Raw genomic sequence first — 15,819 nt, 5'->3', positions numbered from 1 at the left:
CATGAAAGGCGACCTCTCCCGCGAGACCTTCGACCCCGCGGCGCGCTACAGCGCGGTGCGCATGCAGCAGGGCCGCGTGATCACCGATGCGGACTTCAACGAGCAGGGCGACATCACGCGCCACAAAGCCGAGCGGCTGGCCGAGGACACGATCGGCCCTTGCGGCGCGCCGGCCGAGCACCCGGGCTATGCGCTGACGGCCGGCACACGCGCGCTGGCCGTGCAGGCTTTCGACGCGACCAATGCCTGGGTGGCCGGCGAGGACGGCGTGCTGCTGCGCACGGCCAACAACGGCACGGCGTGGACGCTGGCGCCCACCGGCAGCACGCGCCACCTGCGCGCGCTGGGCCGCGTGGGCAACGTGGGCTGGGCCGTGGGCGACGGCGGCACCGTGCTGCGCACCAACAACGGCGGCGCGGGCTGGACGGCGCAGAGCACCGGCCACCTGGCCCACCTGCGCGGCGTGCACGTGCTGGACGCGAACCGCGCCTGGGCCGTGGGTGACGGCGGCCTGGTGCTGGCCACCACCGACGCCGGCGCAACCTGGGCCGCGCACACCAGCGGCGTGGCGCGCCTGCACGGCGTGGTGTTCGCCGATGCGCTGCGCGGCCTGGCCGTCGGCCCTGGCGGCGCCATCGTGCAGAGCGCCGACGGCGGCCAGAGCTGGACCGCCGTGGACAGCGGCAGCACCGCACACCTGCGCAGCGTGGCCCTGCTCGGCAGCAGCGCCTGGGCCGTGGGCGACACCGGCACCGCGCTGCGCAGCACCGACGGCGGCGCGACCTGGGCCACGGTGGCGACGGGCACGGGCGCCACGCTGCGTGCCGTGCGCTTTCGCGACGCGAACGAGGGCTGGGCCGTGGGCGACGGCGGCACCGTGCTCCACAGCGCCGATGGCGGCGCGAGCTGGGCCGTGTTCAGCACCGGCACCGGCCAGGACCTGGCCAACCTGTCGGTCACGGGCACCGAGCCGGCCTGGGCCGTGGGCGGCGAGGGCCCGGTCTGGCGCCTGACCAACGCGGCGCCCACGGCCGCGCAGAGCGTGGCGCTGCCTTCCACCAGCCTGCTGGTGCAACCGGGCCGCTACTACGTGCAGGGCCAGCTGTGCGAACTGGACGCACCGGCCTCGCTGGCCAACCAGCCCGACGGCGGCGTGCCCGAGCGCCTGCCGGCCGGCACGCACCTGGTCTACCTGCGCGCCTGGCAGCGCCACATCAGCGCGCTGGAGGCGCCCGCCATCCGCGAGCAGGCGCTGGGCGGCCCGGACACGGCCACGCGCGCGCGCCAGATCGCGCAGGTGCGTGCGCTCGCGCTGCCGGCGCCGGGCGAGGGCGAGGCGCCGTGGCACTGCGGCTCGGCCATCGACCCCTGGGACGCGCTGACCAGGGCGCCGCGCCCGCGCCTGGCCGCGCGCTCGGAGCCGCAGCTGGCCACCACTGGCCTGTGCGACATCGCCGCCAGCGCCGGCTACCGGCGGCTGGAGAACCAGCTCTACCGCGTGGAGATCCACAGCGGCGGCGCCACGCCCAGCTTCAAGTGGTCGCGCGAGAACGGCTCAGTGGCCTATGCCGTGCAGGAGGTGCGCATCGACACCGCCACCTCGCGCACCGTGGTGCGTGTGGCCGCGCGCGGGCGCGATGCGAACCTGGACCTGGCACTGCACGACCGCGTGGAGCTGGTGGACGACGACGCCGAGCTGCAGGGCCGCGCCGGCCAGCTGTTCGAGTACCTGAACGACGGCGACGACGCGCTGGAACTGGTGCTGGCCGGCGTGCCCCCCGGCACGCTGGGACAGGACGCCGCGCGCCACCCCGTGCTGCGCCGCTGGGACCACCGCCCCGCCGTGGCCGGCGAGAACGCGCTGCCCATCGTCGAGGGCGTGTGGACCACGCTGGAGGACGGCGTGCAGGTGCGCTTCGAGGCCGGCGGCAGCTACCGGGCCGGCGACTACTGGCAGATCCCGGCGCGCACCGTCAGCGCCGACGTGGAATGGCCGCGCGACGCAGACGGCGAGCCCGTGGCGCGCGAAGCCGCCGGCATCGTCGATGGCTGGTGCCGGCTGGGGTTGGTGGAGGTCGATGCCGGCGGCTTGGTCAGCGTCACCAGCGACTGCCGCGACATCTTCCCGCCGCTCACGCAGATGACGCAGCTGCTCTACGTGGGCGGCGACGGCCAGGACACCACGCCCGGTGGCACCCTGGCCGAGCCGCTGCGCGTGCGCGTGGCGCGCGGTGCGCTGCCCGTGGCGGGCGCGCGCGTTCGCTTCACGGTAGAGGCCGGTGGCGGCCAGGTCGGCAGCCCGGCCGCCAACAGCGTGGTGGTGGCCTGCAACGCGCAGGGCCTGGCGGAATGCGCCTGGCGCCTGGGCACGGTGGCCGCGCAGCGCGTGCGCGCGCAACTGCTGACCAGCGGCGGCGACCCGATCGCCGAGCAGGTGGTGGTGTTTGCGGCCAAGGCCTTCACGCCGGCCACGGGCGGCGGCGGACAGCGCGGCTGCGAGATCACCATCGGCGAAGGCGGCGATTTCCCGGTGCTCAGCACCGAGCTGCTGGCCAAGCTGCTGGCCGACCGGCCCGCACTGTGCATCTGCTTCCTGCCGGGCACGCACACGCTGGAGGGCCTGCAGCTCGCCAGCCAGCGCGGCATGCGGCTGTCGCTGCACGGCTGCGGGCCGACGGCCGTCGTCACGGTGACGGGGCCCATCGTGCTGGGCGGCTTCGCCGCGCTGGAGCTGCGCGACCTGGCACTGCGCATGGGCCCCGAGGCCACGCTGCAGCTGCCGGCCAACACCGACGTGCGGCTGGCCAACCTGCAGATCGCCGGGCGCGGTGAGCGTGGCGGCATGTGGTTGCGCGTGGAGGGCGCGGGCGACCTGCGCATGGCCGGCTGCGAGATCGCGGCGGCCGAGGCCGCGTCGCTGCTGCTGCAGGGCATCAGCGGCCTGTGCGAGCTGGTGGGCAACCGCTTCGGCGGCGACGTGGCGCTGTACGGCGAGCCCAGTGACAACGGCATCGGCCCGGTGGTCGACCGGCTGCTGGGCGGCGGCTTCCAGGTCGACCCGGGCGCGGGCCGCGGCCGGTTCGTGTTCAGCCAGAACCAGGTGCCGCGGCTGCGCATCGGCAAGGAGACGATGGGGCTGCTCATGCAGGGCCAGGTGCGGGACGTGTTCCAGACCGTGCTGCTGCACGGCAACACCTTCACGGGCATCCAGAGCATGTGCGCGGGCCTGCTGGTCAGCGTCACCGGCAACAGCTTCACGGCCGCGCAGGGCGACTACGGCGCCGTCGTCGGCGGGCGCGCCGCAGCCAGCGGCAATGCGGCAACCGTGTTCGGCGATACCACGCGGCTGTTCTTCCTGGTGCCCAAGGGCGACACCTTCCGCGGCGCGGCGAACATGGTGTTCACGCTGCCGCCCTCGACGAGCTGAAGCGCCCGGCGGCCGGGCCGCAGTGGGCCGCGCCCGGCGGGGGTTCGGCGACACTGCGCGCTCCCACAAGACACCGGAGGCGCCATGTCCGACCAACCCACGCTGACCGTCGTCGGCTCCTACATCTCGCCCTACGTGCGCAAGGTGCTCGCCGTGCTCGAGCACAAGGGCCTGCGCTACGAGATCGACCCCATCGTGCCCTTCTTCGGCAACGCAGAGTTCGAGAACCTGAGCCCGGCGCGCCGCGTGCCCGTGCTGCTGCACGGCGACCTGGCCATCGTGGACTCCACGGTGATCTGCGAATACCTGGAAGACAAGTGGCCCGCGCCCGCCATCTGGCCGGCCGGTGCGGCGCTGCGCGCCCGCGCGCGCACGCTGGAGGAGTACGCCGACTCGGTGCTGGGCGAGGTCTTCATCTGGCGCTACTTCAATCAGCTGGTCATCAACCGCTTCGTCTGGAACCAGGCCGTGGACGAAGACGTGCTGGCCAAGGCGCGCGACGTGGAGATCCCCGCGCTGCTGGACCACCTGGAGGGCCAGTTGCCGCCCGAGGGCACGCTGTTCAACACCGGCCTCACGCTGGCCGACATCGCCATCGCCACCCCGTTCCGCAACCTGGGCTTTGCGCGCTACACCGTGGACGCGACACGCTGGCCGCGCACGGCCGGCTTCGTGGGCCGCGTGCTGGGCGCGCCCTGCTTCAGCGCGCTGGCCCCGTTCGAGCAGATCTGCGTGCGCACGCCGATCCCGCAGCAGCGCGAGGCGCTGATCGCGGCGGGCGCACCGGTGAGTGCGCGGACGCTGGGGAGGGAGCGGCCGGTGAAGGGGGTGCTGAGCAAGTAGCTCAATCCAGCACGCGCAAGGCCACCAGCGCCTGCGTCAGCTCGTTTTCCAGGGCCTCGAAGGCTTGCAAGCCGCGCAACCGGTCCAGTGCGACCTGTTCACCAAGCGCCCCGAATGTTTCGTGGACCGAGCGCGATTGCCGTCGTCGCATCCCTGCATGGCTTGCCGCAAAAGCGTCATGCAGGCATTGCTTCGGATCGGCCAGGCGTTCCACCGCCCTGGCATTGGCCGGCAACCGAAGCGCCTGGTCGTTCAGCGTGCTGCCAAAGACGCTGCGCAATGCATCACCATCGCAGATCGCCCACGCTTCGGTTTCGCGCACCGGGATGACGGCGACGCCTTGCCCGAGCGCCGCGAACTCGTCACGCAGCCGGTCGAGCGCAGGCTGAGCACGCTCCTGCCTGGCCCGCGCGGCATCACCATCGGCGTCCGCATGCACGAAAAGGATTGACCATGCGCCCAAGGCCTGCTGTGCAGCGGCGGCGACGCGCTCCTCACGGGGCGCGTCGGCCAGACCAGTCGGATGTCTCAGGACCAGTACCTCGTCGTTGATCTCGACCATCTGCCGTGATGCGCGATTACAGATGTCCACGCACAGCCGGAGCAGCAACGGGCCAAGGAAGCGCTCGTCCGTCGGACCCTCCGCATAGAGGGCCAATCCCAGGTAGTGCATCGGTCAGCCCTCGGCGCTCACGGTGCCCAGCACGTTGTTGACTTCCAGCATCGAGACACGGCCCTGTGGAACATGCGCCTCATCGAACAGGTCCGCTTGCACCTTCGACTCGGGCCGCACCACAGGCCGCAGGCGGGTCTTGCGGCGCATTTCCTGGCGCACCGGATCACTGACGGTGGCGGCATCCGCAAACAGGATCTCCACATCGAGCGGCTGCTGGTTGTCTCCATCGTCGAGCAAGGCGGAAAGCACCACAGGCGAATGGCTGTTGAGCAGCAACTGGCTCAGGGGCGGCGTCACATCCTCGCCTCCCTGATAGGTAGAAGGCGTCGACACCATGTCATGCAGGCGCCGCACCAGTTGCCGAACCCGCCCGGGATGCACACCGTTCTCGGGCTCCTCGAAGCAGATGAGGCCACGATGCTTGGGGTCGTTCAACAAGGTCAACAGGGCCAGAACACGCAAGGTTCCATCCGACATCACGCGAGAGGAATAAGGCAAGCCATCGCGCATCGTCAGCTCGATGCGGTACTCGCGGCTGGCATCGTGCAGCCTGGCTTCCAGCCGGACCACGCCGGGGATCAGGTTGTTGAGCTCGGCGGCGATGTCGCTCAACACGCCACCGGGGCGCTGCTCGGTGACGGTTTCGGCTTTCAGCCGGGCCAGCACGGCGGCCAGATTGGCACCGTCGATGTCCAGCACGTCCGACGCGGTCACCGGAACCGGCTTGCGCAAAAGAGCGGGGTCGAGCTGCAGCATCCGCCAGTTGCGCATCTCCTCACGCAGGGCGAACAGATGCGGGAATTCGGCGTTCGTGACGCTGTAGAGCACCGTCGCCTCGGCGGCGCTCGCCGGTCGATTGCGCCCCTGCTTGCCGTCCTGGTGGATGCTGAAGGACAGGCCTTCTTCCAGCTTCTCCGTCGTCAGCCAGGGCTTTTGCCGGGTGTACTTGAGGTACGCATCGCGGAAAGCGCGGGTGGCCGCATGGGGCGGCTTGGCCGGGACCTGCGCGTCTGCCCACCGGTCGTCCTTGCGCAGGATCGGCGTCATCGCCTCACGCGCGACCTGGATGCGTTCCAGGCCAGCCTTGACCTCGCGCCGTTCCAGCGTCACTTCGTAGCGCATGCGCGTGTGGGTGAGCGTCACCTCGCTGCCCCAGGGGTCGCGCACGATGGGATCGACCAACACCTCGGCGGCCAGCACGATCTGCTTCACACGTCCGCCCTTGGGCGTCTGGCGAAACAGCTCCAAAGGCTCACCCCGCATGTCTTTCAAGGCCTCGGCCACGTCGCGGGTTGCCAGGTTCGACAGCAGCCGGATGGCATCGAACAGGTTGCTCTTGCCCGCCGCATTGCTGCCGAGCACCACGGTGAACGGGCTGAAGCTGATGTCGAGTTGCTCGAACGTTTTGAAACCGTCGATTTCGAGTCGGGTCAGCATGGAGAAATCCTTGTCGTCGCGGGTTGAGCCAGCAGGCACCAGCAGATCGAGCCATCGGGGCGACGCCGTGGCGGGCCCGGCTTCTCAGCAGCGGCCATGTCCCGGTCGATGTGGAGTTGGTCGGATGTCATGCCTGGATTGCGCGTGGAGCGGCGATTCTGTCTCACCGTGCTGTGCGCCCCGCCAGACCGGTTCTGGCTCGCACTGCGCACCGCCCCGATCTGCTCCTACCATCGCAACCATCTACCGCACGTCGCCGAAGACCCACACATGCCCCTCACAACTCCACCCTCTGCGACACCTGCCCCGAAGCCCCGGCCTGCGCGCTGCCGCTGCGGCCTCGGCCGCCGCCGGACGCCCGACCACCGGCTGGTGGTCGACGAGGACGGCGTGATCGTGCTGCCGGCCGGGTTGCACGAACGCGACATCACCGTGGCCGACGCGCTGGCCGCGACCGCCGCCCATGCGGCAGACTTGGGCCAGAAAGGACCACCATGAGCGAACCCGTCTTCACCAACAACATCGCCGGCCACCGCTACGAGGCGCGCCTGGACGGCGAGGTCGCGGCCTTTGCCGAATACAACCTGCTGGCCGGCGCCATCATGTTCACGCACACCGAGGTGCTGCCCGCGCACGAGGGCAAGGGCCTGGGCTCGGCGATCGCGCGGCACGTGCTGGACGAAGCGCGAGGGCGGCAGCTGAACGTAATCCCCGTGTGCCAGTTCATCGCGGGCTACATCCGCAAGCACCGCGAGTACGTGGACCTGGTGCAGCCGCACGTGCGCACGGCGTTCCAGATCTGACCTGCGGCACCAGGAGGCACGACATGCAGGAAACCACCTTGGCGTTCGACTCGCGTGACGGCATCGCGATCCAGACCTGGCGCTGGGCGCCCGCGGGCATGCCTCGCGCCGCCGTGCAGTTGCAGCACGGCCTGGGCGAGCACGCGGGGCGCTACCGGCGCTTCGGCCAGGCGCTGACCGCGGCGGGCTATGTGGTCTATGCGCCGGACGGGCGCGGTTCGGGCCGCACGGCCGCCGGGGCCTACGGGCGCTGGGGCCGCGACGGCTGGCCCGGCTGGGTGGACGACCTGCACCAGTTGAACCAGCGCATACGCGCGGAGCATCCGCACCTGCCCATCGCGCTAGTCGGCCACAGCATGGGCTCGTTCGCGAGCCAGCAGTATCTGCTGGACCACTCGGCCGATGTGGCGGCCGCGGTGCTGATCGGCTCCAGCGAGCCCGCCGGCATCGCCGACGTGCTGGCCGCCGAGGGCCCGACGGACCTCAGCGCCTTCAACAAGCCCTTCGTGCACCGCACCGGCTTCGAGTGGCTGAGCCGCGACGAGGCCGAGGTCGACAAGTACTGCGCCGACCCGGCCTGCGGCTTCCTGCCCGAGCCCTTCACGGGCATCGCCACGCTGCGCCGCGCGGCCGACCCGGCAGAGATCGCCAAGGTGCGGGCGGACCTGCCTGTGCTCATCGTGTCGGGCGACGCCGACCCGCTGGCCGGGGGCGGCGCGGCGCTGGAACTGCTCGCCCAGCGCTACCGCGCTGCCGGCCTGCGCGATGTGCAGTTGCAGCTGTACCCGGGCGCGCGCCACGAGGTGCTGAACGAGACCAACCGCGACGAGGTGACGGGCGACATCCTCGCGTTCCTGGGCCGGGCCCTCTCAAGCTGAAGACGCCAGCCCCTCGAACAGCAGGTCCTTGACCGAGCGCAGCCCGAGCCGGCGCAACGCGCGGTACTGCAAGGTGCGCACGGTCGCCACCGAGATGCCGAGCCGGCTGGCGGCCTCCTTAGCCGTGCGCCCGGCGCCGAGCAGCTGCACCACCTCGCGCTCGCGCGGGCTCAGTTGCAACAGGCGCTCGGCCGAGGCGGCGCGCGCCGACGACGCCACCACCAGGCGGCCATGCGCCACCGTGGCCTCGGCCAGCAGCGCCGCGTGGGCGCCGAGCAGCGCGAAGTCGGCCGCGCCGAACGAGGGCTGCGCCAGGCTGCGGTAGAAGCTGATGGCCGTGCGCCGCCCGCCCGGCAGCAGTTGCAGCACGGAGGCGCGCTCGCGGATGCCGACCTCGGTGTAGCAGGCGGCCCGGTAATCGGCATCGGCCAGATCCTCGCCCAGGTGGTGGCCCAGCCACAGCTGTGCGCGTGCCGGGTGCTTGCGCGCGGCCAGCCAGCACAGGTGCGGGTCGACGCGGTCGTAACGCTGCGCCACATAGCGCTGGGCCGTGCGCTCGGCCGTCTGGCCGTAGCTGCTGGCGGCCGAGACGGTCTCGACGCGTCCGCTGGCGCCCACGGCGAACACGGTGCAGAAGGTCACGGGCAGCAGGTTCTGCATGGCGCGCAGGTAGTGCGCAGCCAGCCCCGGCGTGCCGATGCCGGCCAGCACCTGGCCCACCACGCCGGCGGCCAGCGGGGTGTCGTGCGGGGGGATTCGCCAGCGCTGCATCTCTCTTTGCCTTGTCATCAGAAGTTATGACACACCGGGCGCTGGCGCATCCGCACAATCCCGTTGCACACGCAGCCCAAGGAGACCACATGCCGCAGAGCACCCCGCCGCCGGTCGGCCAGTTCCACTACACGCGCCATGCGCCGCGCCTGCCGCCGCTGGCGCAGGGCGCGGAAGCACGGAGCCATGCGGTGGTGATCGCTGGCGGCGGGCCGGTCGGCATGGCGCTGGCGCTGGGCCTGGCGCGCCAGGGCGTGGCCAGCGTGCTGCTCGAGGCGGACGACACGGTCTGCACCGGCAGCCGTGCGATCTGCGTGTCGCGGCGCAGCCTGCAGATCCTGCAGCGGCTGGGCGCGCTGGACGCGTTCCTGGCCAAGGGCCTGCCATGGACGGCCGGACGCAGCTTCTACAAGACCACCGAGGTGCTGCGCTTCGAGATGCCGCACGACGCGGCGCAGCCGCTGCCGCCCATGCTGAACCTGTCGCAGTACTACATCGAACAGTTCCTGCTGGACGCCATCACGCGCTGCAACACCGCCACGCCGGGGCTGATCGACCTGCGCTGGGGCACGGCGCTGGAAGGCCTCACGCCCCAGGCAGGCGGCGTGGCGCTGCAGGCGCGCAATGCGCTGGGCGGCTACACGCTGCACGCCGACTGGCTGGTGGCCTGCGATGGCGGCCAGAGCTTCGTGCGCAAGGCCCTGGGCCTGGAGCTGCACGGCGCGGCCTACGAGGGCAGCTACGTGATCATCGACATCGAGTTGCCCAGCCGGCACCCGGCCGAGCGCCGCGCCTGGTTCGACCCACCCTGGAACCGCGGCTCCACCGTGCTGATGCACCCGCAGCCCGACGACATCTGGCGTATCGACTACCAGCTGCGCCCGGGCCAGAGCACCGCGGACGCGCTGCAGCCCGAGGCCGTGCGCGCCTTCGTGCAACGGCACCTGGACGCGATCGGCGAAGGCCATCTGCCGTGGAAGCCGGTCTGGACCTCGGTCTACCGCGCCGGCGCGATGACGTTGCAGAGCTACCGCCACGGCCGCGTGCTGTTCGCCGGCAATGCCGCGCATGCCATGCCGATCTTCGGCGTGCGCGGGTTGAACTCGGGCTTCGACGATGCCGACAACCTGGCCTGGAAGCTGGCGCTGGTGGCGCAGCGCCAGGCCGGCACGGCGCTGCTGGACAGCTATTCGCACGAGCGCATCGCCGCCTTCCACATCAACGCCGAGAGCGCGATGCGCAGCACCGAATTCATGTCGCCGCCCTCGCGCGGCTTCGACCTGCTGCGCGAGGCCGCGCTGTCGCTGGCCGAGCGCCACCGCGGCATTGCCCAGCTGGTGAACCCGCGCCAGACCGAGGCCGTGCGCTACGCGGGCTCGCCCCTGTCCACGCCCGACGCGCAGCCCATGCCCGGCCCCGGCCCTGGCGAGGCCATGCCCGACCGGCCGCTGGCCGCGGGCCATCTGCTCGACGCACTGGGCACGGGCTTCAGCCTGCTGTGCGACGCGCAGGACGCTGCACTGGTCGCCGAGATCGCCGATGCCGAACGCCGCAGCGGGCTGCGGCTGGCCCGCATCCGGCCGCAGGCGCCCGGCTGCACGCTGCTGCGCCCGGACGGCCATGTCGCGGCGCGCTGGCCCGGCCTGCCACCACCCGGCGCGCTGGCCGCCGCACTGTGCCGCGCCGCCTGCATCCACCACGAGGAGACCACCGCATGAACACCGTCTACGACCCCCTGCCTGCGGCACTGGCCGCGTGCCCGCCGCACATCGGCGCGCCCGAATGGCAGGCCCGGCTGCAACTGGCCGCCTGCTACCGCATCTTCGACCTGTGGGGCTGGAGCGAGGGCATCTACAACCACATCTCGCTGCGCGTGCCGGGGCCGGCGCACCACTTCCTGATCAACCCCTTCGGCCTGCACTACAGCGAGGTCACGGCCAGCAACCTTGTGAAGTTGGACCTGGACGGCCGCGTGCTCAGCGACAGCGCCTGGCCCGTGAACCCGGCCGGCTTCACGCCGCACGCCACGCTGCACCGGCACCTGCCCGGCGCGCTGTGCGTGATGCACACGCACACCACGGCGGGCATGGCGGTGGCCTGCAGCGCCGAGGGCCTGTCGATCAGCAACTTCTACGCGGCCCAGCTCAGCGACCGCGTCGCTTACCACGACTTCGAGGGCATCACGCTGCATGCCGACGAAGGCCCGCGCCTGCTGGCCAGCGTGGGCGCCTGCCAGGCCGTGGTCCTGCGCAACCATGGCCTGCTGGTGTGGAGCGAGACGCTGCCCAAGGCGCTGTACACGCTGTGGGCGCTGCAGCGTGCCTGCGAGGTGCAGGTGGCCGGCGCCGCGCTGGGCCCGCGCCAGCCGATCTCCGAGGCCGTGCGCCAAGGCTGCGTGGAGGATGCGCGCCGCTTCCTGCGCGGCGATGCCATGGGGCAGGACCTGTTCGCCGCCATGCTGCGGCGCATCGACCGGATGGACCCCTCATGGAAGCAATGAACACCGTCGCCCTGCAGGCCGATGCGCGCGACCGCCTGTACGCGGCCTGCGCCCAGGCCATCACCGCAGCCGGCCCGGCGCGCGAGTCGCTGTTCCTGGCGCGGCTGGCACTGCTGCTGATGGAGCAGGTGGGCGACGAGGCGCGCTGCCGCCAGGCGCTGGACGAAGCCCTGCACGCGCTGCCCCAGCCATCGCTGTCCGCGCTGGACCCGGGCGGCTGAGGGCTTCGTCCAGCCCGAGGAACGCCTGCATGCGTGCCAGTTCTTCGGCCAGCCCGGCGCGATACGCCGCACTGCGCGGCGCGCTGCCCGCGGTGTAGCCGAAGCTGGCCACCAGTTCCCCGCCCACCACCGACAGGTTGCCCCAGCCGATGACCTGTTCGTGCCACAGCAGCGGCAGCGCGTAGTAGCCCAGCACGCGCTTGGGCGCGGGGGTGTAGGCCTCGAAGCGGTAGGCCCAGTTCCAAAACAGCTCGAAGCGGCGACGGTCCCAGACCACGGGGTCGAAGGGGGTGAGCAGGCGCACGGCGGCGTCGGGCTGCCAGCGCCTGGCGGCCGGGTTGTCGGCGGCCGGCCAGTACCAGTCCACGCCGTCGACGCGGGCCATAGCCAGGCGTTGCCGCGCGCGCGCCAGCGCGGCTGCGCGCTCGGCCGACCACTGCGGCGTGCCGCCGCGCAGCAGATGGCTCAGCAACTGGCCCAGGCTGGCGGCCGGCAGGGGCGCGTACTTGGCGACGATCAGGTCCAGCAAGGCATCGACGCGCGCGGCCGGCAGCGGCGCCAGCGCCTCGGCCGCCACGCCGTCGCGCGCCGCGTAGACGCGCGTGCCGCCGTCGCGCCGCACCACGCGCAGCAGGCCGCCGTAGTGCATGGCGTCCAGCAGCTGCGTGCTGGCGTTGGAGCTGCCGCCGAACCAGTTCCTGGCCTTGCCGTGCGCGAAGTGCGCGTCGACCTCGCGCGGGTGCACGGCGCCGCGTGCGCGCACGAACTCCAGCACGGCCGCGGCCTGCCGTGTGCGCTCGGCCGTCCAGGCCTGGCGCGGCGTGCGCGGGTGCATCAGCGCCGCATGCGCGCGCGGCAGGAAGCCGTAGTTGACGAAGAAATCCTCCTCGATGCCGAGCCGGCCGTAGCGCCGCTCCAGGTCGCCCGCGCGGTAGCCGGCCACGCGGTGGCGCAGCGTGAGGTCCTGCGCGCGCGCCGGGGCGCGGATCGGGTCGGCCTGCACGAAGCCCAGCCGGGTGATGGCGCGCGGCAGCGTGGTGGGCTTGAACAGGGTGCGCGCGATGGCGTAGCGGCGCAGGGTGGCAAGGGTCAAAGGCGCGGGCATGGCGCCATCATCCCAGGCCGGCCTGTGGATGCGCGCTCGGCTGGCACGGCTTGCCGCGCACGGCCGGCGCGCCGCGCATCAGATTGCCTTCATCTTCGGCCTGTCCAATGCAGCCATGCAGCGACAGGCGCTGCACTTTCATCTCAACCCCAAGGAGTTTCACCATGCGTTCCATCCGCCTCATCGCCCTGCCCCTCGCCGTCGCCACGGCCTTCGCGCTGCCTCTGGCCTATGCCCAACCCGCCCCCGGCTACACCGGCCCCAGCGCCGCCGCGGCCACCCCGGCGCCGGCCCAGGGCCAGGCCAGCGGCTACACCGGCCCTAGCTCGGTGCAGCTCGTGACCGTCAAGCAGCTGCTGGACACCGGCAAGGACGACCAGCACGCCCGCCTGCAGGGCCGCATCGTCTCGCACGACGGCGACGACAAGTACACGTTTGCCGACGACACGGGCCGCATCACGGTGGAGGTCGACGCCAAGCGCTTCCCGGCCGGCCAGACGGTCAGCGCCGAGCAGCGCGTGGAGCTGCTCGGCGAGTTCGACAAGGGCCTGCGCAAGACCGAGTTCGAAGTGGACCGGCTGACGCTGGTGCGCTGAGCGGCACCATCGCCGCCGCGCGCACGGACGCGGCGGCGGCTGACAGGCAAGGCCGCTGCACCGCGTCACCATGCCGCACCCCCTTCCAGAAAGACCCAGATGCACAAAATCCTGATCGCCCTTGCCACGTCGCTCACGCTGCTGGCCGCCGTCCCCGCCAGTGCCCAGGTCGGCAAGGCCGCCTCGGAGGCCACGGACGCGGCCAAGCACAAGCTCGACGAGAAGCGCGCCGACAGCGAGGCCAAGAAGAGCGGGCCGGTCGGCAAGGCGGTGAACAACGTGAAGTCGGGCTACCACAAGAACCGCGCCAAGGCCTCGGCCAACAAGGCCAAGAAGTCGCTGAAGAACGCGGTCTGACGCGTTGACCCCGCCGCGCACGGCCGCCGCACGGCCGGCCCGTGCGAGCATCGCGCGCTTGCCCGACCTGCGCCAGCTCACCCGCCAGTTTCCGCGCACCGGCCGCGTGCAGGCCATCCTGCTGCGGCCGGGCCGCGACATCCCCGTGCGCAGCGTCGACCATGCCGTGGCGGTGCAGGACCGCGGGCTGGAGGGCGACCGCAGCGCCAAGGCGGCTGCCACGCGGCCGGGCGGGCACAAGCGCCAGGTCACGCTGCTGCAGGCCGAGCACCTGCCGCTGATCGCTGCCTGGACCGGGCGCGACGCGCTCGATGCGGCCGTCCTGCGCCGCAATCTCGTGATCTCCGGGCTGAACCTCCTGGCCGCACGCACGCTGTTCGCGGACCAACCGCTGCACATCCACATCGGCCCGCAGGTGGTGCTGCTGGCCACCGGGCCCTGCGATCCCTGCTCCAAGATGGAGGCGGCCCTGGGGCCGGGCGCCTACAACGCGCTGCGCGGCCATGGCGGGCTCACGGCGCGCGTGGTGGCCGGCGGCGACATCCAGGTCGGCGATGCGGTCCACGTGGCAGTCGCAGGCGCCTGAAACACACCCACGGGCGCCCCGGAATGGCAGCGGCGACAAAATCGGCTGCATGCACTCCATGACACCGTTCCCCGCACGCCGCGCCAGCCTGCTGGCCCTGGTGGCCGCCGCGCTCGCAGGCTGTGCCAGCGCACCGCCCACACCCCCCGCGCCCACGGCTGCAGCCCCTACCGCACGACCGGCACCACCGGCAGCGCCCGTGGCGCCCGCCGCGGCTGCGCCTGCGGTGGCGCCCTTGCCGGCCGAAGCCGCCGTCGCGCAGGACTTCGCGCGCTGGATCGCCGAGTTCTCCACCAGCGCGCGCGCCGCCGGCATCAGCGACGCCACGCTGCACAGCGCGTTCGACGGCGTGCAGTACCGCCCGCGCGTGGTCGACTCCGACCGCGCCCAGCCCGAGTTCACACGCACGGTGTGGGAATACCTGGACACGGCCGTCTCGCCGCAGCGCGTGGCGCGCGGGCAGGACAAGCTGCTCGAGGTGCGCCGCGAGGCCGACGCCGCCGCCGCGCGCTACGGCGTGCCGGCCGGCATCCTGGCCGCGATCTGGGGCATGGAGAGCAACTACGGCACGCACTACGGCGACATCCCGACCATCGACGCGCTGGCCACGCTGGGCTTCGAGGGCCGGCGCGCCGACTGGGCGCGCGGGCAGCTGCTGGCGGCGCTGAGGATCCTGCAGAACGGCGACATCGCCCGCGCGCGCATGGTGGGCTCGTGGGCTGGCGCGATGGGCCAGACGCAGTTCCTGCCGTCCAACTTCCTGGCCTACGCGGTGGACGCCGATGGCGACGGCCGGCGCGACATCTGGGGCAGCATGGCCGACGTGATGGCCTCGACCGCGAACTTCCTGGCGCGCTCGGGCTGGCAGGCCGGCGAGCCCTGGGGCACCGAGGTGCAGCTGCCGGCCGGCTTCGACTACGGGCGCGCCGACGAGGCGCTGCGCCAGCCCAGCGCGCAGTGGGCGGCCGAAGGCGTGCAGGGGCTGAACGGTGCGCCGCTGCCCAGCCTGGCCGAGGCCACCATCTTGCTGCCGGCCGGCGCCCGTGGGCCGGCCTTCCTGGTCGGCGCCAACTTCCGCACCATCCTGCGCTACAACAATTCGACCAGCTACGCGCTGGCCGTGAGCCTGCTGTCGCAGGCCCTGACCGGCGGCCCGGGCGTGCAGGCGCCCTGGCCGCGCGAGATGCCGGCCATGGGGCGCAGCCAGCTGCGCGCGCTGCAGGAGGCGCTGAACGTGCGCGGCTTTGCCAGCGGCACGCCCGACGGCGTGATGGGGCCGGCCACGCGCAGCGCGATCCGCAACTACCAGCGCAGCGCCGGGCTGCCGGCCGACGGCTACCCCACGCCCGAGCTGCTGCGCGGGCTGCAGGCGCCGTAGCGCCAGGCGCTGTCCGAAACCAACCAGCGATCCGGGCGATCCGCACATTCCGCGGCGCCGGGCGTCTTGCGAGCCGCATGAGGGGGGGCCAGAACCTGGGAGGCCCGGCCTTCGGCGTGGCCGAGCTGCGCACGGCCTCCATGACGCACGAGGCGATCGCGACGCGGCTGGGCTACAGCGACGCGGCGAATTTCCGCCACGCGTTCATCCGCCGGACGGGCAGGAACCCGTCGGAATTGCG

16 protein-coding genes are annotated in these 15,819 nt (G+C 72.3%); 11 read left to right on the top strand and 5 right to left on the bottom strand.

Annotated features, from left to right (window positions below; translation table 11 throughout):
- Position 1: 1 nt before the first annotated feature.
- Positions 2-3,427: a DUF6519 domain-containing protein gene (locus tag ASF43_RS27995; protein WP_056189048.1), complete on the top strand. Its 3,426-nt coding sequence runs from the start codon at positions 2-4 to the stop codon at positions 3,425-3,427.
- 84 nt (positions 3,428-3,511) lie between these two features.
- Positions 3,512-4,270 (top strand): glutathione S-transferase family protein, encoded by a 759-nt coding sequence (locus ASF43_RS27990; protein WP_056189045.1) that lies wholly within the window; start codon positions 3,512-3,514, stop codon positions 4,268-4,270.
- 1 nt (position 4,271) lies between these two features.
- Here ASF43_RS27990 and ASF43_RS27985 read toward each other — a convergent pair whose 3' ends face one another.
- Complete coding sequence (locus tag ASF43_RS27985; RefSeq protein WP_056189042.1) at positions 4,272-4,943, bottom strand: DUF4276 family protein; 672 nt, start codon at positions 4,941-4,943, stop codon at positions 4,272-4,274.
- A gap of 3 nt (positions 4,944-4,946) precedes the next feature.
- Complete coding sequence (locus tag ASF43_RS27980; RefSeq protein WP_056189039.1) at positions 4,947-6,383, bottom strand: AAA family ATPase; 1,437 nt, start codon at positions 6,381-6,383, stop codon at positions 4,947-4,949.
- Between the two features lie 270 nt (positions 6,384-6,653).
- Here ASF43_RS27980 and ASF43_RS31060 point away from each other — a divergent pair, with 270 nt between their 5' ends.
- The 3 genes from ASF43_RS31060 to ASF43_RS27970 are packed head-to-tail and all read left to right on the top strand — an operon-like array spanning position 6,654 to position 8,064.
- Complete coding sequence (locus ASF43_RS31060; RefSeq protein WP_156373555.1) at positions 6,654-6,881, top strand: hypothetical protein; 228 nt, start codon at positions 6,654-6,656, stop codon at positions 6,879-6,881.
- A complete protein-coding gene (locus ASF43_RS27975; protein ID WP_056189036.1) occupies positions 6,878-7,186 on the top strand; it encodes a GNAT family N-acetyltransferase in 309 nt (102 codons plus the stop codon). The genes ASF43_RS31060 and ASF43_RS27975 overlap by 4 nt, the downstream gene beginning before the upstream one ends.
- Positions 7,187-7,209: 23 nt before the next feature.
- Entirely contained in the window at positions 7,210-8,064 is an 855-nt protein-coding gene (locus tag ASF43_RS27970) for an alpha/beta fold hydrolase (RefSeq protein ID WP_056189034.1), read from the top strand.
- Here ASF43_RS27970 and ASF43_RS27965 read toward each other — a convergent pair.
- Complete coding sequence (locus tag ASF43_RS27965) at positions 8,056-8,835, bottom strand: LuxR family transcriptional regulator (protein WP_056189032.1); 780 nt, start codon at positions 8,833-8,835, stop codon at positions 8,056-8,058. The genes ASF43_RS27970 and ASF43_RS27965 overlap by 9 nt on opposite strands.
- A gap of 89 nt (positions 8,836-8,924) precedes the next feature.
- Here ASF43_RS27965 and ASF43_RS27960 point away from each other — a divergent pair, with 89 nt between their 5' ends.
- Entirely contained in the window at positions 8,925-10,553 is a 1,629-nt protein-coding gene (locus ASF43_RS27960) for an FAD-dependent monooxygenase (RefSeq protein ID WP_056189030.1), read from the top strand.
- The gene (locus ASF43_RS27955; RefSeq protein ID WP_056189026.1) at positions 10,550-11,335 is read left to right on the top strand and encodes a class II aldolase/adducin family protein; all 786 of its coding nucleotides are present in this window, start codon (positions 10,550-10,552) and stop codon (positions 11,333-11,335) included. Before ASF43_RS27960 ends, ASF43_RS27955 begins: the two co-directional genes overlap by 4 nt.
- A gap of 60 nt (positions 11,336-11,395) precedes the next feature.
- Here the strand turns inward: ASF43_RS27955 and ASF43_RS27950 are convergent, their stop codons facing one another.
- Entirely contained in the window at positions 11,396-12,661 is a 1,266-nt protein-coding gene (locus ASF43_RS27950) for a DNA glycosylase AlkZ-like family protein (RefSeq protein WP_235578395.1), read from the bottom strand.
- Between the two features lie 7 nt (positions 12,662-12,668).
- Positions 12,669-12,827, bottom strand: coding sequence for a hypothetical protein (locus ASF43_RS31055; RefSeq protein ID WP_156373554.1), 159 nt, complete (start codon positions 12,825-12,827; stop codon positions 12,669-12,671).
- Between ASF43_RS31055 and ASF43_RS27945 the strand changes: the two genes are divergently transcribed.
- The 4 genes from ASF43_RS27945 (at position 12,826) to ASF43_RS27930 (ending at position 15,578) form a co-directional block, all read left to right on the top strand.
- Complete coding sequence (locus ASF43_RS27945; RefSeq protein WP_082498216.1) at positions 12,826-13,257, top strand: YgiW/YdeI family stress tolerance OB fold protein; 432 nt, start codon at positions 12,826-12,828, stop codon at positions 13,255-13,257. The two genes, ASF43_RS31055 and ASF43_RS27945, sit on opposite strands and share 2 nt — an antisense overlap.
- Before the next feature lie 99 nt (positions 13,258-13,356).
- Positions 13,357-13,614 carry a hypothetical protein gene (locus ASF43_RS27940; RefSeq protein WP_056189025.1) on the top strand — a complete coding sequence of 86 codons (258 nt, stop codon included), beginning with the start codon at positions 13,357-13,359 and terminating at the stop codon, positions 13,612-13,614.
- Positions 13,615-13,618: 4 nt separating this feature from the next.
- Positions 13,619-14,200 carry an MOSC domain-containing protein gene (locus tag ASF43_RS27935; protein WP_235578394.1) on the top strand — a complete coding sequence of 194 codons (582 nt, stop codon included), beginning with the start codon at positions 13,619-13,621 and terminating at the stop codon, positions 14,198-14,200.
- Positions 14,201-14,249: 49 nt separating this feature from the next.
- Complete coding sequence (locus tag ASF43_RS27930) at positions 14,250-15,578, top strand: lytic murein transglycosylase (RefSeq protein ID WP_056189022.1); 1,329 nt, start codon at positions 14,250-14,252, stop codon at positions 15,576-15,578.
- Positions 15,579-15,819: the final 241 nt, after the last annotated feature.

Origin of the sequence: Pseudorhodoferax sp. Leaf267 (assembly GCF_001422405.1) — a bacterium.
In the GTDB taxonomy this organism is placed as follows: domain Bacteria; phylum Pseudomonadota; class Gammaproteobacteria; order Burkholderiales; family Burkholderiaceae_C; genus Pseudorhodoferax.
Note: the sequence above shows the minus strand (reverse complement) of the source record. Positions and strands in the feature narration are given on the sequence as shown.

Excerpts from the sequence above, each read along its gene's own strand:
- ASF43_RS27995 (WP_056189048.1), top strand. The coding sequence starts at position 2 with ATGAAAGGCGACCTCTCCCGCGAGACCTTCGACCCCGCGGCGCGCTAC.
- ASF43_RS27990 (WP_056189045.1), top strand. The coding sequence starts at position 3,512 with ATGTCCGACCAACCCACGCTGACCGTCGTCGGCTCCTACATCTCGCCC.
- ASF43_RS27985 (WP_056189042.1), bottom strand. The coding sequence starts at position 4,943 with ATGCACTACCTGGGATTGGCCCTCTATGCGGAGGGTCCGACGGACGAG.
- ASF43_RS27980 (WP_056189039.1), bottom strand. The coding sequence starts at position 6,383 with ATGCTGACCCGACTCGAAATCGACGGTTTCAAAACGTTCGAGCAACTC.
- ASF43_RS31060 (WP_156373555.1), top strand. The coding sequence starts at position 6,654 with ATGCCCCTCACAACTCCACCCTCTGCGACACCTGCCCCGAAGCCCCGG.
- ASF43_RS27975 (WP_056189036.1), top strand. The coding sequence starts at position 6,878 with ATGAGCGAACCCGTCTTCACCAACAACATCGCCGGCCACCGCTACGAG.
- ASF43_RS27970 (WP_056189034.1), top strand. The coding sequence starts at position 7,210 with ATGCAGGAAACCACCTTGGCGTTCGACTCGCGTGACGGCATCGCGATC.
- ASF43_RS27965 (WP_056189032.1), bottom strand. The coding sequence starts at position 8,835 with ATGCAGCGCTGGCGAATCCCCCCGCACGACACCCCGCTGGCCGCCGGC.
- ASF43_RS27960 (WP_056189030.1), top strand. The coding sequence starts at position 8,925 with ATGCCGCAGAGCACCCCGCCGCCGGTCGGCCAGTTCCACTACACGCGC.
- ASF43_RS27955 (WP_056189026.1), top strand. The coding sequence starts at position 10,550 with ATGAACACCGTCTACGACCCCCTGCCTGCGGCACTGGCCGCGTGCCCG.
- ASF43_RS27950 (WP_235578395.1), bottom strand. The coding sequence starts at position 12,661 with ATGCCCGCGCCTTTGACCCTTGCCACCCTGCGCCGCTACGCCATCGCG.
- ASF43_RS27945 (WP_082498216.1), top strand. The coding sequence starts at position 12,826 with ATGCGTTCCATCCGCCTCATCGCCCTGCCCCTCGCCGTCGCCACGGCC.
- ASF43_RS31055 (WP_156373554.1), bottom strand. The coding sequence starts at position 12,827 with ATGGTGAAACTCCTTGGGGTTGAGATGAAAGTGCAGCGCCTGTCGCTG.
- ASF43_RS27940 (WP_056189025.1), top strand. The coding sequence starts at position 13,357 with ATGCACAAAATCCTGATCGCCCTTGCCACGTCGCTCACGCTGCTGGCC.
- ASF43_RS27930 (WP_056189022.1), top strand. The coding sequence starts at position 14,250 with ATGCACTCCATGACACCGTTCCCCGCACGCCGCGCCAGCCTGCTGGCC.